This window comes from Prevotella heparinolytica, assembly GCF_004342845.1.
Classification (GTDB): Bacteria; Bacteroidota; Bacteroidia; order Bacteroidales; family Bacteroidaceae; genus Bacteroides; species Bacteroides heparinolyticus.
In genome coordinates, this window is sequence record NZ_SLXB01000002.1 from 149,954 (window position 1) to 165,598 (window position 15,645).

The 15,645-nt window shown below is 43.3% G+C and carries 13 protein-coding genes and 1 pseudogene; 3 read left to right on the top strand and 11 right to left on the bottom strand.

The window, feature by feature from the left end; translation table 11 throughout:
- Window positions 1–38: 38 nt before the first annotated feature.
- Window positions 39–1,301 carry an outer membrane beta-barrel protein gene (locus tag EV202_RS02120; protein ID WP_131925100.1) on the bottom strand — a complete coding sequence of 421 codons (1,263 nt, stop codon included), beginning with the start codon at window positions 1,299–1,301 and terminating at the stop codon, window positions 39–41.
- Between the two features lie 11 nt (window positions 1,302–1,312).
- Window positions 1,313–1,861, bottom strand: a complete 549-nt coding sequence (locus EV202_RS02125) for an RNA polymerase sigma factor (RefSeq protein WP_131925102.1) — start codon at window positions 1,859–1,861, stop codon at window positions 1,313–1,315.
- Window positions 1,862–2,021: 160 nt separating this feature from the next.
- Between EV202_RS02125 and EV202_RS02130 the strand changes: the two genes are divergently transcribed.
- The gene (locus EV202_RS02130; RefSeq protein WP_131752628.1) at window positions 2,022–2,738 is read left to right on the top strand and encodes a NigD1/NigD2 family lipoprotein; all 717 of its coding nucleotides are present in this window, start codon (window positions 2,022–2,024) and stop codon (window positions 2,736–2,738) included.
- A gap of 79 nt (window positions 2,739–2,817) precedes the next feature.
- Here the strand turns inward: EV202_RS02130 and EV202_RS02135 are convergent, their stop codons facing one another.
- The 3 genes from EV202_RS02135 to EV202_RS02145 all read right to left on the bottom strand — a co-directional run bounded on the left by EV202_RS02135 (window position 2,818) and on the right by EV202_RS02145 (window position 5,512).
- A complete protein-coding gene (locus EV202_RS02135; protein ID WP_106068573.1) occupies window positions 2,818–3,894 on the bottom strand; it encodes a YeiH family protein in 1,077 nt (358 codons plus the stop codon).
- 117 nt (window positions 3,895–4,011) lie between these two features.
- Window positions 4,012–4,911, bottom strand: coding sequence for a LysR family transcriptional regulator (locus tag EV202_RS02140; protein WP_106070440.1), 900 nt, complete (start codon window positions 4,909–4,911; stop codon window positions 4,012–4,014).
- Between the two features lie 4 nt (window positions 4,912–4,915).
- A complete protein-coding gene (locus EV202_RS02145; protein ID WP_131925105.1) occupies window positions 4,916–5,512 on the bottom strand; it encodes a DUF6621 family protein in 597 nt (198 codons plus the stop codon).
- A gap of 314 nt (window positions 5,513–5,826) precedes the next feature.
- Between EV202_RS02145 and clpB the strand changes: the two genes are divergently transcribed.
- Entirely contained in the window at window positions 5,827–8,421 is a 2,595-nt protein-coding gene (clpB, locus tag EV202_RS02150; RefSeq protein WP_131925108.1) for an ATP-dependent chaperone ClpB, read from the top strand.
- Window positions 8,422–8,849: 428 nt separating this feature from the next.
- Here clpB and EV202_RS02155 read toward each other — a convergent pair whose 3' ends face one another.
- Window positions 8,850–9,398, bottom strand: a complete 549-nt coding sequence (locus EV202_RS02155) for a DUF4738 domain-containing protein (RefSeq protein WP_131925194.1) — start codon at window positions 9,396–9,398, stop codon at window positions 8,850–8,852.
- Window positions 9,399–9,498: 100 nt separating this feature from the next.
- Complete coding sequence (locus EV202_RS02160; protein ID WP_131925111.1) at window positions 9,499–10,716, bottom strand: dicarboxylate/amino acid:cation symporter; 1,218 nt, start codon at window positions 10,714–10,716, stop codon at window positions 9,499–9,501.
- 133 nt (window positions 10,717–10,849) lie between these two features.
- Here EV202_RS02160 and EV202_RS02165 point away from each other — a divergent pair, with 133 nt between their 5' ends.
- A complete protein-coding gene (locus EV202_RS02165; protein WP_131925114.1) occupies window positions 10,850–12,208 on the top strand; it encodes a TrpB-like pyridoxal phosphate-dependent enzyme in 1,359 nt (452 codons plus the stop codon).
- An 89-nt stretch (window positions 12,209–12,297) separates the two neighbouring features.
- Here the strand turns inward: EV202_RS02165 and EV202_RS02170 are convergent, their stop codons facing one another.
- The 4 genes and pseudogenes from EV202_RS02170 to EV202_RS02185 form a co-directional block, all read right to left on the bottom strand.
- Complete coding sequence (locus tag EV202_RS02170; RefSeq protein WP_131925117.1) at window positions 12,298–12,474, bottom strand: DUF4250 domain-containing protein; 177 nt, start codon at window positions 12,472–12,474, stop codon at window positions 12,298–12,300.
- 112 nt (window positions 12,475–12,586) lie between these two features.
- Complete coding sequence (locus EV202_RS02175) at window positions 12,587–14,128, bottom strand: carboxypeptidase-like regulatory domain-containing protein (protein WP_131925120.1); 1,542 nt, start codon at window positions 14,126–14,128, stop codon at window positions 12,587–12,589.
- 11 nt (window positions 14,129–14,139) lie between these two features.
- Entirely contained in the window at window positions 14,140–14,997 is an 858-nt protein-coding gene (locus tag EV202_RS02180; RefSeq protein ID WP_131925123.1) for a FecR family protein, read from the bottom strand.
- Window positions 14,994–15,543 (bottom strand): annotated as a pseudogene (locus EV202_RS02185) (RNA polymerase sigma-70 factor). The gene EV202_RS02180 and the pseudogene EV202_RS02185 overlap by 4 nt, the downstream one beginning before the upstream one ends.
- Between the last annotated feature and the right edge of the window lie 102 nt (window positions 15,544–15,645).

Consider the following 15,645-nt stretch of genomic DNA (forward strand, 5'->3'; position numbering starts at 1 on the left):
AAAGAGTTCATGAGAAACGCCGGTGCTACTCCATAACGTTAATAAGTCAGGCGGATTCCTGCGTGTAGTGTAAAGTTACAAGGATTTTCTTTTCTTATGGTTTGTATCATAGAACCATCATCGAAGAAATAAGATATTCCCGGTTCCACATACAAACCAATTCTTCTGTTTACATTGTATTGCGCTCCCACGGCACCCGTCACAGATAGCTGTAAAGGCTCTACCGTTTCATTTTCACTTCCAATCTTGCCATAAACACACTTTTCTACACTGCCACCGGCTGAAATATATGCAGTGAAGTGCTTACTATTGACAAAGCTCCAGTTGGCTCGTATCGGGATGCCGATATAATGTAGCTTCTGCTTCAATTTATCCAAGCTTCCCTCGAAGGTTACGTCGGAAGAAAGATATGTATAAGTCACACCGCTTTCTACCGAAAAACCTTTGTAAAGTTCTTTCCTGACCGAAATGCCCAAACTAAGCGGTTGTTTGTGGTCAATGGATACTATGTTTCTTGCATTGTGCTGCAAGTAAGGCATTCCGTCCTTAAATATCAGACTTTGTCCTTTGGGAATAGCGAGCACATTAGTGGCAGTGAATGATAAGGCCATTCTGTCTGCATTAATGACATTGTGTGGATGAACCTGCATATAGTCTCTGCTATTTACCGAATTGTTTAGGGAGAGCCCTCCGGTATATAATCCTACTGCCCATCCTTTATTGCTTCTGCGCGATGCGGACTTTTTATCGGGCTGAATATGCATCTTATCTTTGCCTGACGGATGATAGCGTTCCGCTTTTTCTTCTTTTATCCTCGATTCGGGCATTTGCCCGTCGCTTATAGGGGTGTTATTTCTTTCAAAGGATACAGTTTCTTCTCTTTCTTTGCTATCGATTGAGTTTTTTATTTGTTGTGCCGATATGGCCGATTGCTCTGTTTGCTTCATCGTCATCAGGTTTTTAGCCATCCGATAAGCGGGTGTTGATGAACCGGTTTGAGTTGCAGGTTTTGTTTGTTTGGGCAAGAAATCAGGCCTGAAGGCTAAAATCGGTGTCGATGTCTGCCGTATCTCCTCTCCCACAGAACTTCTCAACAGCCATAAACTGATAGAAGAAACCGTCAACAGTAATGCTGCCGCGGCTACCATAATCCAACGATGAACAAGAAACATCTTCTTCATTGGCGAACCGCTGTAGGCAGACAATTCTTTTTCCAACCGTTCCCACCCGGAAGCAGGCAGAGGCTCGGAATAATCATCCAGCCTGTCTTTTATCTTTTTTATCCATAAATCATCTTCCATATCTTTTTCCTTTATTTATTCGTTTTTATCCATTCGCGTACCTTGGTTGCCAAAGATGCTTTTGCACGGGCCAACTGCGAAGCAGAAGACTTTTCGTTAATACCCAAAAGCCGGGCTATCTCCTTATGAGACATTTCTTCAAAAATATATAGATTAAATACGGTGCGATAACCTGCAGGCAGCTCACTGATAAATTGCATCAATACTTTCTGAGGAATGGTATCTATTGATGAACTCTCCGGCTCTTCGTAAACCTCCGGAATATTTTCTAAGGCCGATGCCTGATTCATCACATCGTTTTTCCTTAGATATTGTAATACCGTATTTATCATAATACGCTCCATCCATGCTCTCAGAGAACCTTGTCCCCTATAGGAAAACTTGTCAAAAGAGTTGAATATTTTCAGAAAGCCGTCATGCATCAAATCTCTGGCTGTCTCTCGGTTGCCTGTATAACGAAGGCATATACTGAGCATACGTCCCGCAAACAACTCATAGAGCTCTTTGCGGGCAGCATTCTCTCCTAGCCTACACCGTTCTGCCAGTTCTTTTTCTTCCATTACATTTTCTTCAACACGTGTTTGTTCTGTAAATGATGTTGGTACAAAAATACTGCATATAGTAGAGAAAAAAACGTGTGTTTTATTTCTTTTAACAGAACCTTGTGCAGTATTCTACTTTAGAAAGTGTTTCTTATGAAGAATAAAAATAAACTTATTTATGAAGGAAAAGCACAAAAAAATAATGGCGGCATGGATGCTCTTGTTTCTTTTTATCCCTGCCTTACAGTCTTGTATGAACGATTCGGATATGACTGACCAACATAATTTGGGCAACGATGGAGGTGCTTCTTTATTGGCCATCGGTACAGTGAAGGTAATTGAGGGAAAAGAATACTATTTTGCATTGGATGAAGGGAGCAAACTCTATCCGGGAGATACAACCTATATCCATAACTATGTTATTGTGGATGGACAACGAGCTTTTGTGAACTTCAGCAAGTTGAGTGAAACCATAAAAGGATATCATTACAACGGAAAGATTCATCGCATTGAGAATATCCTGACCAAGGATATTTATTTCATGCCTGCTGCGAAAGCTGACAGTATTGGCGACGATCGTATCAATATTACAGATTTATGGATTGCGGGGAATTATCTGAATATCAAATATCAGTTTTATCGTAGTAACCACGCGAATAAGCACATGCTGAGTTTGATTGTCAACGAAGTTTCTACCGATGAAAAAGAAAAGTCGGATTACGTTAATGTTGAATTTCGCCATAATGCGTACAAGGATAATCAACAGATTTTGGCCAGCGGATTAGTTTCTTTCAAGTTAGACAAAATATCCGGTTTACTAAAAGGCAAGAAAGGACTGAATATCCGAATAAACAGTCTGTATGATGGCGAGCGTTTCAGGACTATAAACTATTAGTTCAATGTCTTTCCTTGTTCAGTCTTTGAGTTGGACTGTGTGTGAGTTCATCCACAAAAAAGGGAATGAACTCATTTCTTTATGCTAAAAGCGGAATCAGATATTTTGCTTGCAGATATCCTCCAACCACTAACCAAATATAAAGCAAGAAGGCCAGAACGAATGGCTTTGCGCCGGCTTGCCTGAATTTATCGATACTGGTGTCAGTACCCAATGCAGTCATCGCCATTGTAAGCATAAAAGTATCAATATATTCAATGGCACCATTCAAAGGAATATCCTTTACGGTTTCCGCTCCGCAGAGATACTGTAAGAGTGAATTAAGACAAATTATTCCGATAAAGCCAAAGGCAAACCAAGGAATCATTATTTTACTCTTTACAATGCGCCCACCGGCTTCGGCTTTTTTACGCCCGGCCAACGCAAAACTCATGATAATCAATGCCGGAGCCAGCATCATCACACGAATCATTTTAGTTATAGTGGCCGGTCCGGCAATGCCAAGAGCATCCATGGGGTCCATTGCATTTCCCGCACCTGCCACATGCGCCACTTCATGTAAAGTGCTTCCTGTATAAATGGCAACTTCCATATTGCTCAGACCATTCAATAATCCCGCGTGATACATTATCGGGTAAAGAAACATGGATATTGTACCGAAGATGACAACAGTAGATACGGCAATGGCCGTCTTGTGTCCTTCGAATCTGATTACCGGCTCTGCAGCCAATACGGCAGCCGCTCCACAAATGGCACTGCCGGTAGATGTTATCAGTGCAGTATCTTTGTCTGTTTTCAGAAGTTTTCCCAAGCCAATGCCAATGAGAATGGTTCCGGCTACAATAATCGTATCGATGACCACTGCCGGTAATCCTACTTCTGCAACCTGTGTCAAAGTCAAACGGAAACCATACAGCACAATACCTGCGCGCAAAACCTGCTTGGAGCAGAATTTAATGCCGGGTACCCAAGTTTTCGGCAAACGGTTTCGCAAACTGTTGGCATAGCCCATACCCAAAATGATGCCCACAATGAGAGGGCTGAAAGAAAGGCTTTTCACAAAGGGAATTTCAGCAATATAAAAAGCTGAAAAAGAGAATAAAGCAATCAGCAAAATGCCATGCATCGTATTGCTTCTGTTTTCACGACTGAACATAGATTCTAATTTTGTTGTTTATACCTTCGCTTAAAAAACGTGGCAAAGGTACATTCTTCAAATGTTTCGTCCTATTTAATTTTTCTTATGCGTAATAACGAAAAGTAATAAGTCTTGTTATAGCCGATTGTTATGGTGCATGGCAAACTGCATAAATACTTGGGCCAATCCACTTTCCTGTCCTTGCGGCAAGACAAAACTGAAATCGCGGGTCATCGGCATTCCGTTTATATCCACAACACGTAATTGTCCGGAACTTAGTTCACGGATAACGGAGCGTATGGAAACAATGCCGAGACAATCCGTGTGTTCCAAAAACAGTTTGATGCTTTCCGTACTGCCCAAATACATCAGTACACGAAGTGACGATAGTTTTATATCATGTCGTTGCAGGGATTTCTCAAAAACATCCAATGTGCCGGAACCTCTCTCACGAAGTACCAAAGGATAATTCAACAATTCTTCCGGAGTAAGTTCATCTCCTATGGGTAGCTTGCTACCGGTACGGACTACGGCTACAAGTTCGTCCTCAAGCAAGGTAGTGTATCTCATGTTCGGAAGACGAGCTACACCTTCTACCAATCCTAAATCTATGCGATGTTCCTGCAAAGCTGCCTCTATTTCTCGGGAATTACCATTCATCAAGGATAGACTGACTTGTGGAAACTTCCCAATGAAGCTTCCCAACAGTGGAGGAAGTACATACTGGGCTATTGTGGTGCTGGCTCCAAGCTTCAGTTCACCGGTATATTCATTATGAAGCAGGTGCATCTCATATTCCAATCGCTTATAATCTTCCAGAATGCGCTCGCAATGTTCCAAAAGAATTTTTCCCGATTCTGTCAGACATATTCTATTCCCTTGACGACGGTCAAACAACCTTGTTTGATAGGTCGTTTCCAATTCTTGCACATGCTTGGTTATGGCAGGCTGGCTGATAAACAATTCTTGCGAGGCCTTTGTAAAACTCAGGTTCTTTGCTACCGACCGGAATACTTTTAGACGGAAGTCGCTCATGTTATTATAGGTCGTCAGAGTTAATGCCGAAGGCATGTGCCAAAGAATAAAATACCCGTTCGCACCGGCAACAGACGGATTTCAGAGGTTCCTCCATCGTGAAATATACGGCCTTTTTACGTTCTTCCTCATTTTTGCCTTTAAAAAAATCATATAACGTATCCTCCACCTTTTCACTATATGCCGGGTGAAAAGGCAATAGCATTAGGCATTTCACGTCAGCAGAGTCAAGTGCCAGATTCATTAAGTCAAGAAATAGATTTTCTGTGGAAACGAGCCCGGAAGAAGAAACGGAAGAGAATAAAAACTCACCAAGCGACGTACGGCAAGCCATGTTGTCCAAACTCTTCAAGTCAGACGGCTCACAGCTATTTAATATCTGCGAAATTGGTTCATGCACCAATATTACTTCCACTTCATTGTTTTTCCCTCTTAGTCCGGAATCCAATGCCAAATAGCTTAACCATGCCGGCAAATCAAGATGAGGTAATTTACGGTTCAGCTTCATTTCCAAAGCATTTTTTATACTATAAACGATTTCATTCAGAAATGTAACATCTACCAATATCACATTCTCTGAGAACTTTATGTTGTCTCCCATTGCTTATTAGTTTACAATTTAAATTGTAAAGGTAAGAAAAAGTTTTGTTCAGAGTCTTGATATACCACTCTTTTTTAACCTAAGCAAAAAGCCTTGTAGATAATAGGGTAAAGAAAATTAAACATATCATGCACATACACTCCAGATATAAATGGATGATATACCAATATATATTAAATCATAATTGGCAGATTATCAGACAATTTGTCAATCCTTTTATCAGATAACTGAAAAAATGTCCGGAATATGCCATTGGCAATTCTTTTGCATCTCCCCTTGTGTTATAAAACTGATAATAGAAAGGAGAACAATATATGAATTTCAACAATTTTACCATTAAAGCACAAGAAGCAGTACAAGAAGCTGTGAATCTGGCACAGAACCGTAGACAGCAATCCATTGAACCGGTACATTTGCTTCAGAGTGTGATGAAAGTTGGCGAAAACGTAACCAATTTCATTTTTCAGAAACTTAGTTTGAATGGGCAACAGATTGCACTCGTGGCCGACAAACAGATCGATTCTTTGCCCAAAGTATCAGGTGGAGAGCCATATTTGAGCCGTGAAGCTAACGAAGTATTACAAAAAGCTACACAATACTCAAAGGAAATGGGAGATGAATTCGTTTCTCTGGAACCGGTATTACTGGCATTGCTCAACGTAAAAAGTACCGCTTCTTCCATTTTGAAAGATGCCGGAATGACGGAAAAAGAATTGCGTGCAGCCATTAATGAGCTGAGGAAAGGAGAAAAAGTAACTTCACCATCTAGTGATGAGAACTATCAGTCGTTGGAAAAGTATGCTCTTAATCTGAATGAGGCTGCGCGTAGCGGCAAACTGGATCCTGTGATTGGCCGCGATGAAGAAATTCGTCGTGTATTGCAAATTCTGAGTCGACGTACTAAGAACAACCCTATTCTTATCGGAGAACCGGGTACGGGTAAAACGGCTATCGTAGAAGGGCTTGCCCACCGTATTCTCCGTGGTGACGTACCCGAAAACTTGAAAGACAAACAAGTCTATTCATTGGATATGGGGGCATTGGTTGCCGGTGCCAAGTATAAGGGAGAGTTTGAGGAACGTCTGAAAGCCGTCGTCAACGAAGTGAAAAAGTCAGAAGGGAATATTATCCTCTTTATTGATGAAATCCATACGTTGGTAGGAGCCGGAAAGAGTGAAGGAGCCATGGATGCCGCCAATATATTGAAGCCAGCTTTAGCTCGTGGTGAACTAAGAAGCATCGGAGCCACTACCCTTGATGAGTATCAGAAATATTTTGAAAAAGACAAAGCGTTGGAACGGCGTTTCCAAATAGTTATGGTGAACGAGCCGGACACACTCAGCACTATTTCCATTCTGCGTGGACTGAAAGAGCGTTACGAGAATCATCACCACGTACGAATTAAGGATGATGCCATCATTGCGGCTGTAGAACTAAGCAATCGTTATATTACCGACCGTTTTCTGCCGGATAAGGCCATCGACCTGATGGATGAAGCTGCCGCCAAGTTACGTATGGAGGTTGATTCCGTTCCGGAAGAATTGGATGAGATTACACGTAAAATCAAACAGTTGGAAATTGAGCGTGAAGCCATTAAGCGCGAGAACGACAAACCTAAACTGGAACAAATAGGTAAGGAACTTGCGGAACTGAAAGAACAGGAAAACTCTTACAAAGCTAAATGGCAGAGTGAAAAAACATTGGTCAATAAGATTCAGCAAAATAAAGTGGAAATTGAAAACTTGAAGTTTGAAGCTGACAAGGCAGAACGGGAAGGTGATTATGGAAAAGTTGCTGAAATTCGTTATGGCAAACTGCAGGCATTGAACAAAGAAATTGAGGAAACGCAACGGAAGCTGCACGAAATGCAAGGAGATAAGGCCATGATTAAAGAGGAAGTGGATGCAGAGGATATTGCTGACGTGGTATCGCGCTGGACAGGTATCCCGGTGAGCAAGATGCTGCAAAGCGAAAAAAACAAACTGTTGCATTTGGAGGCAGAATTGCATAAACGGGTCATCGGACAAGATGAAGGCATTGAAGCCGTGGCCGATGCTGTGCGTCGCAGTCGTGCAGGATTGCAAGACCCCAAACGCCCTATCGGTTCGTTCCTTTTCTTAGGTACCACAGGAGTCGGTAAGACCGAATTGGCAAAGGCTTTGGCTGAATTTCTGTTCGATGACGAAACGATGATGACACGCATTGACATGAGCGAGTATCAAGAAAAGCATAGTGTTTCTCGTCTGGTTGGAGCACCTCCGGGATATGTAGGTTACGATGAAGGCGGACAGTTGACTGAAGCTGTAAGACATAAGCCATATTCCGTGGTGCTGTTCGACGAAATAGAAAAAGCGCATCCGGACGTATTCAACATATTGTTGCAAGTGCTTGATGACGGTCGTCTGACAGATAATAAGGGGCGTACAGTGAATTTCAAGAATACGATTATCATCATGACTTCCAATATGGGTAGTGCTTACATTCAAAGTCAGATGGAAAGGCTTAACAGCACTAATAAGGAGGAAGTGATTGAGGAAACGAAGAAAGAAGTGATGAACATGCTGAAGAAGACCATTCGTCCTGAATTCCTGAATCGTATTGACGAAACAATCATGTTTATGCCTTTGACGGAGAAGGAAATTAAACAGATTGTCACTCTTCAAATCAAAAGCGTACAGAAGATGCTTTCCGATAATGGCGTCGGATTGATATTGACAGATGCCGGTATTGATTTTCTTGCTAACGTTGGGTATGATCCTGAATTTGGCGCTCGTCCGGTGAAACGTGCTATCCAGCATTACTTGCTGAACGATTTGTCGAAGAAGCTGTTGGCTCAGGAAGTGGATCGTAGCAAACCGATTATGGTAGATGTCAATCAGATGAGAACCGGCCTGGAATTCAGAAACTGATATCTGCCGGTTCCATAAAAAAAGACATACTTCTAAGCTAAAGCATATTTTTTAGAGATATTCTTTTGAACATATAACTCATGAAAGTTGGGGCAATAGCTCTTTCTTTCATGAGTTATTTTGGTTCAATCCTGAAAGTTCTATAATTTCCCCAAAGCCACTTTTCCTTAAAGTGAGGGCTCATCTTTCCTAAAGTGTGGGGGCAGCTTCCCTAAGGTGCGGGCATACGTCTCTTAAAGTGCGGACATACGCCTTCTAAGGTGTGGGCATACGCTCGTTGAAGTGTGGGCATACGCCTCCCCCAATGTGGGCTTATGATTGTACAAGCGTAAATGCCGGATTATTTTGAATTACAGACATGGAAGAATTCTTCCGTCGTATTTTCGGATTGTTCAGTTATGTCAGTAATTGCGGATACGAGCAATGTGTCAATTGATACTGGTCGTTTGATAATCCTCCATCAGCTCCTCTTTTGTCATGGATATCTTTCCGTCGGTTGTGACGACTAACCGGATGGGTACATACAAGTCTGATTGCGGATAACAGATGCTGGCCGCATATATCATTCCCTCCGGGGTGGTTTTGTCATAGACCAGTCCTTCGAGAATAGAGTTTTTCATAAACTCGGCATCTATCAATGATGCAAAACTTTCCTTTGTGAATGCTTTGTCTACCAATTGCTTACCTTCACAACTGATGCGTAACGTTATACGATTGTCCACAAACTTCTCTCCTTGCTCATTCTTCACAATAGGCAGTGTTTCGTCAGGGATGCGAAGTACAGAAGATTGGTACTCTTTTCCTTTATATGTGAAAGCTGTTTTTATATCAGACACTTGCATACGTTGCGGTGCAGACACCTCTGTGCTGTTTTGTTGCAGTGTTTGCAAGTCTTCTTTCTTGTTCTTATCTTGCGACGAACATGCAGCGAGTGAGATTATTGATGCGCATGCCAGTGTATAAACTATCTTCTTCATCATTACTTTTTTTTAGATTGACGGAGCAAAAATAGCGTAAATTGTACGTAATATAAAATTTATTCTCTCTTTTGATAGTGGTCACCTCTAATTCAATTGATTAAGACAAGCATTGTTCATGCTTTCCTGCTATTCTGTCCACTATCACCGAAATGGCTCCGTCGCCCGTTACGTTGCAGGCTGTGCCAAAGCTGTCCATGGCTATGTAGAGCGCAATCATTAATGCCTGCAACTGTTCGTTGAAACCCAAAATACTGCTCAATAATCCCAAGGCAGCCATGATACTGCCACCGGGCACACCGGGAGCAGCCACCATCGTAATGCCCAACATGAAGATAAACCGGCTGATCATTCCGAATTCAACAGGCATATTGCCCATATACATGATAGCCAACGCACAAGCTGTGATTTTCATGGTGCTTCCGGCCATATGAATCGTAGCACAAAGAGGCACGGTAAAACCGGCGATGTTTTCCTGCACTCCGTTTTTGATGGTTTGTTTCAGTGTCACGGGAATGGTGGCAGCCGAAGACGAAGTACCCAATGCCGTGGCATAAGCGGGCAACATGGTGCGCAAAAGCTTCAACGGATTCTTGCGCCCTATCACACCGGCTATCGTGAACTGAAGGAAAAGAAGCAAGATGTGAAGCGTGAATATTACGACAATCACCTTAGAAAATTGTGCCAATACAGCAAATGCCTCTCCATTTCGGATCATATTCAAGAAAATGCCGAAAATATAGAATGGAAGCAACGGAATAATAACTTTTTCAATAACAATTGAGACTATGTCTCTGAAGTCATCGAATGTATTCTGCAAATACTTTGTTTTCAGTAAAGCCATGCCCAGCCCAAATGTGAAAGCAAGTACCAGGGCAGTCATCACCTGAAAGGCAGGGGGCATCTGCACCACAAAAAAAGGTTGCAGTCCCGTTACGGTTTCTTTGCCTATACCGTCCGGTATCGCTTCGCGGGAAATGATGTCTGGAAAAAGTTCCATACAAGAGAAATAGGTGAAATAGCCTGAGAATACAGTGGAGGCGTAGGCTATGGCAGCTGTAAGTACCAACAGTTTGCCTGCACCTCGTCCTAAATGAGCTATGGCAGGAGCCACAAGTCCCAAGATAATCAGCGGTATGGAGAAAGAAAGGAATTCTCCGAACAGAGAATTGAATGTAATGAACACACGACCCACCGGTTCGGGCAGCAGTCGTCCCAGAATAAGTCCCGATATAATGGCTACAACCACTCGCAGAAGCAATGGAAATCTCTGAATCCGATAGTTCTTATTCAATAAGAGTTTATGGCGGCTTTTCATAAAACATGGTTTAACAAATCAAGACAAACTTAGGCAAATCTTACGTCATATACAAAAAAACAAAAAGAAAAAAGGTGGGTGAAAAAAATAATGGCTACATTTGGGGCTTTGAATTATTAATCATAAGACCACTATGAGCAACAAAACAAAAAGATTTATCCTGCCTGAAGAGGAAATCCCACATTATTGGTATAACATACAGGCCGATATGGTGAATAAGCCCTTGCCTCCTCTTAACCCCCGGACGAAACAACCGCTAAAAGCCGAAGACATGTATCCTATCTTTGCCGAGGAACTCTGCCGGCAAGAACTTAATCAGACGGACGCATGGATTGAAATTCCTGAAGAGGTGCGCGAGATGTACAAATACTACCGGAGCACTCCGTTGGTACGTGCCTACGGACTGGAGAAAGCGCTTGGCACACCGGCCCATATTTATTTTAAGAACGAAAGTGTCAGTCCGATGGGGTCGCATAAGCTGAATTCGGCCATTCCGCAAGCATACTATTGCAAGAAAGAAGGGGTCACCAATGTCACCACTGAGACCGGTGCGGGCCAATGGGGAGCTTCCCTGGCCTATGCTGCACGTCTTTTCGGTTTGGAAGCCGCTGTGTATCAAGTGAAAATCAGCTATGAGCAGAAACCATATCGACGCAGCATCATGCAGACATTCGGTGCACAAGTCACGCCGTCACCGTCTATGTCAACTCGTGCCGGAAAAGACATCCTGACGGCTCATCCCAATCATCAAGGCTCATTGGGGACTGCCATCTCCGAAGCTATCGAATTGGCGCAAACCACTCCCAACTGCAAATATACGCTTGGTTCTGTGTTGAGCCATGTAACGTTGCATCAGACCGTCATCGGCCAGGAAGCCGAAAAGCAGATGGCTATGGCGGGCGAGTATCCGGATGTGGTGATAGCCTGTTTCGGTGGAGGTTCCAATTTCGGTGGCATCACTTTCCCGTTTCTGCGGCACAATATCCTTGAAGGAAAGAAGACCCGTTTCGTCGCTGCCGAGCCGGCTTCTTGCCCGAAGCTTACACGCGGTAAATTTCAATACGATTTCGGTGATGAAGCCGGATATACCCCTTTGCTACCCATGTTTACGTTGGGACATAATTTTACTCCTGCCAATATCCATGCCGGAGGGTTGCGTTATCACGGTGCAGGTGTCATTGTCTCGCAACTGTTGAAGGACGGTTATATAGAAGCTGTTGACATCAAGCAACTCGAATCATTTGATGCCGGTTGTCTTTTTGCGCAGGCAGAAGGTATTATCCCTGCTCCCGAATCGTGTCATGCCATTGCCGCCGCCATTCGCGAGGCCAACATGTGCAAGGAAACGGGTGAGGAAAAGGTGATTCTGTTCAATCTTTCCGGACACGGACTGATTGACATGGCTTCTTATGATAAGTATTTATCCGGAGATTTGGTGAACTACGAACTTACAGATGCTGATATTCAAAAGAATCTGGGTGAATCAAAGTAATCCGTCTTAATAAAACAAAAAACTCCCGTTGAATTGTGCTTTACGGCAACAAACAACGGGAGTTGTTATTACTTATACAATGACATTATTTACCAAAATCTGTTCTTTGCAGGGTTATATTCAAATCCCACCAACTTCAGTTTTCTAACAATGTCCTCTTTCTCTACATTCATATCCTCACAAAGAGCATCCAATGAAGGATAGAAATCACGCAGTTTTGTGTTGATGAAGCTATACAGCATCACCGGATCTTCAGGTAATTTCATTGTCACAATCTTTTTAATTAAAACTAATATCGTGGCAAAATTACAATAAAAAGCACGAAAACGATATATTTCCTGCTAAAATATGCACTTTCTACCTGCAAACGATTGAGGATTAAAAGCCGGAACCATCGGTCCGTTCTATTTTTAAAGAAACTTTTTCAATAATCTTTTCAAGTTCCTCTTCCAATGGAATCACGTTGAAATCACCCCAGAAATCTGTATCATATTGAAAGTTCGTTTCTGCAAACACTGTGTGCATAGGTAGTCTTTCGGCACGTGGAAAGCGTGTCACATTCTCGTTATCAATCCGGCAGGTTGCCATCTCAAACCAAGTGTGCAGCATGGGGTTGCTGAATGATATGCGCTTACGCTTCATCTTGAAATAGAGATCGCCACGGATATGATGAATATGATAGATGCCGTTCCAAGGTTTATATGAGACGGTATAAACGATCTTTTCCGTTGTCAGCCGTACTTCCTGCGCCTGATGCATTACATAAGCAGGTGTAGCCTCTTTGACGTATCGGGGCTGAATTTCGAAACGGGCGCGTAACAAAGCTTTGTTCTCCGAGTCTATGTAGAGTTCGCCACAGAATAAAGGGCCTTTTACTCCTCTCCTTTGCTCAAAGCTGACTACATTGGCCGTGCGGTCGCCTACAGAAACGATGTCACCGGAGGTATACGTATAAAACTTGTCGCTCGTTTCGGGAGAAAGGAAGTCGGGAATGTGTTTCATGATGTCCAACCGCAAGCAAGCCTCTACCCCCGACCTGATTTTGGCTATCACGCTGTCTGTTTGCTCCCTGTTGTCTATCTTGCTCATCTTAAGCAACTTCACCTGATCATTGAAAACCGATTCCGGCATCGATGCCTTATAGACTTTAAAGACAGCTTCCGTGAAGCTTTGAAACTTGTTTTTCAGATATACTCCTTCTCTGTAAAAGGTAGTCAGGTAAACCGGATTCGAGGAATGATTCTTTCTTCGGCATTCCATCATTTCGCGGAGTAGTTTTTTAGGTTCCGTCAAACGGATAAGCACCTCCTGCAAAGGAATGACTTTAGGTTCGAGGCTCAGGACATTGTTGCGGCCTTCCAAGGCAACCACCGCTACCGTTTGCCCCACATAGCCCAGATGAGAGAAAGAGAGTGTGCCGTGCCTTAGGGAATCAGGCAGTTGGAGTCTGAATTCTCCGTTCTGATTGGTGATGTTGCCCAACGAAGTGCCCTGAACATGGACGGATGCGCTGACCACCGGTTCTCCGGTTTCTTTATCCAGTAGTCGGCCGGTGATGGCGGAATGGGATGGTAAAGGTGTCTCCTTTATTGCAGGCTTCTTCTCTGCCTGTGTTATCAATATATGACGTCCCAACACCTTTAATTCAAGATTCCGGTTGCCGGTTATCTCGTAGACGGCTTGCCGTACAGAGCATTCTTTCTTTCTGAACTTAACAATAGAATCATTGTCGATAACCTTGCTGTCGTAAATAAACAGATAGCCTGACTGTTCTGATATTTTTCCTAATAAAGAATAGACGGTTCCTTTTGCTTTGGGCATGCGGATGATACGCTCCAGCACATCATCTCCTGTTGCCTTTACACTGCCTGTAACGAAAAGCATCCATGAGAAAACGATTATGAGGCGAACTATACTCATGTATTCATCATTCAAAACAATACCAATTTATTTTCTTTGCGCTCACACTGCAAGTTGAATGTCAGACAAATGAGTTCGGCCACAAATTCCGGTGAGTTGTTGGAAAATTCCACCGTCAGCCGTTTCTTACCTAATGCGGGAGAGGCCGTTTCAATTTGCCAGTAGGAAGATGTTTTATTGATGACCCGCAACACATCTTCTAAATACTCGTCCTTGAAACGGATGTTCTTGACATACCGATCGAAGGCATTCGGATGTGCCGTTTCACTCAGAAGCAGTCTGTCCGATTGCAGAGTCACGGTTTCACCGGCTCTTACCAAAGCGGTTTCACCGTTTTCTTTCAGCATAACCTTCACACTGCCTCGCTGTACCGATAAGCTGAAAGGGGCCGTGGCATTGCTCCGTATATCAAAAGCCGTTCCCAGCACTTCTACACGCGCTTTGTCGGTTTCAATCATAAACGTTTTCCCGGGTTTACGGGTCACGTCAAAGAAGGCCTCGCCTTGCAAATTTACCGTTCGTTTGTCAGCTGCAAAATGCTTGGGATACTGTAATTGGCTTTCCCGGGAAAGATATACTATCGACCCGTCTTCTAATGTCTTCACCAAAGTAGCTTGCTCCTTATTCTCCTGCGTCAGGAGGGTATGGGCTTTTTCATTTCCTCCCGGCCACCCCCACCATGCCACGCAAAAAACAACTCCGGCAATCAGGGCTGCTGCCGGTATTCCCCATTTCAGATAGCGTGACGGGCGTTTAGCCACATGCCTCCCTTCTTTTTCGCCGTTCAGCAAACCCTCGCCTTCCAGACGTGCATACAAGCGTTTCCACGCTTCATCGGTCTTTCTATTCTTGTTGTTTATTTCCATTATCTTGTTCGGGTGTAATTATCAATTTCTTTTCTCAATGTTCGGAGCGCCTTAGTCATTTCCGCCTCTACTGTCTTGACGGATAACGAGAGGACTGTGGCAATATCCGTGTACTTCATTCCCTGCATGCGGTGCATCCTGAATATCTGCTGTCGGCGCGAAGGCATTTGGCCGAGCGTATGCCGAATCAGATTTTGAAGTTCCTTGTATTCCATTTCTTGTTGAGGGTCTGCCAGACTGCCCCACTCGCTCTTTGTGTCTGCGGTGAAGGCATACCGCTCTCTCACTTCACGATGCTCACAGTATTGCAGCGCTTCGTTTCTGACCGCACGATAAAGATAACTCTTGATGGAATGGGATATTTCCAGTTTCTCTCTATCCTTCCACAGCACATAGAAGAGTTCTTCTACAATTTCCTCGCCTGCCCGCGCGCAATGTAATACTTGCGGCATACCAGCAAAGAGGCATATAGTATTGGCGGAACAGCGCTTCGAACGTCTTGATGTCCCCTTCTCTCACTTTGCTCCATATCGTCGGTTCATTCGGCATAATCTATGGCTTTAATCACTTGATTTCTCCAAATATAAGTAAAAACACGGAAAACAAAGCCTGAGGGTATCAATAAAAATTATTCAAGTGCTTGGCTAATTG

Bases quoted from the DNA above. Each gene is read 5' to 3' on its own strand.
- clpB (WP_131925108.1), top strand. From the start codon at position 5,827: ATGAATTTCAACAATTTTACCATTAAAGCACAAGAAGCAGTACAAGAA.
- EV202_RS02135 (WP_106068573.1), bottom strand. From the start codon at position 3,894: ATGTTCAGTCGTGAAAACAGAAGCAATACGATGCATGGCATTTTGCTG.
- EV202_RS02160 (WP_131925111.1), bottom strand. From the start codon at position 10,716: ATGAAAAGCCGCCATAAACTCTTATTGAATAAGAACTATCGGATTCAG.
- EV202_RS02120 (WP_131925100.1), bottom strand. From the start codon at position 1,301: ATGGAAGATGATTTATGGATAAAAAAGATAAAAGACAGGCTGGATGAT.
- EV202_RS02140 (WP_106070440.1), bottom strand. From the start codon at position 4,911: ATGAGCGACTTCCGTCTAAAAGTATTCCGGTCGGTAGCAAAGAACCTG.
- EV202_RS02130 (WP_131752628.1), top strand. From the start codon at position 2,022: ATGAAGGAAAAGCACAAAAAAATAATGGCGGCATGGATGCTCTTGTTT.
- EV202_RS02145 (WP_131925105.1), bottom strand. From the start codon at position 5,512: ATGGGAGACAACATAAAGTTCTCAGAGAATGTGATATTGGTAGATGTT.
- EV202_RS02170 (WP_131925117.1), bottom strand. From the start codon at position 12,474: ATGAAATTACCTGAAGATCCGGTGATGCTGTATAGCTTCATCAACACA.
- EV202_RS02155 (WP_131925194.1), bottom strand. From the start codon at position 9,398: ATGAAGAAGATAGTTTATACACTGGCATGCGCATCAATAATCTCACTC.
- EV202_RS02175 (WP_131925120.1), bottom strand. From the start codon at position 14,128: ATGAGTATAGTTCGCCTCATAATCGTTTTCTCATGGATGCTTTTCGTT.
- EV202_RS02165 (WP_131925114.1), top strand. From the start codon at position 10,850: ATGAGCAACAAAACAAAAAGATTTATCCTGCCTGAAGAGGAAATCCCA.
- EV202_RS02125 (WP_131925102.1), bottom strand. From the start codon at position 1,861: ATGGAAGAAAAAGAACTGGCAGAACGGTGTAGGCTAGGAGAGAATGCT.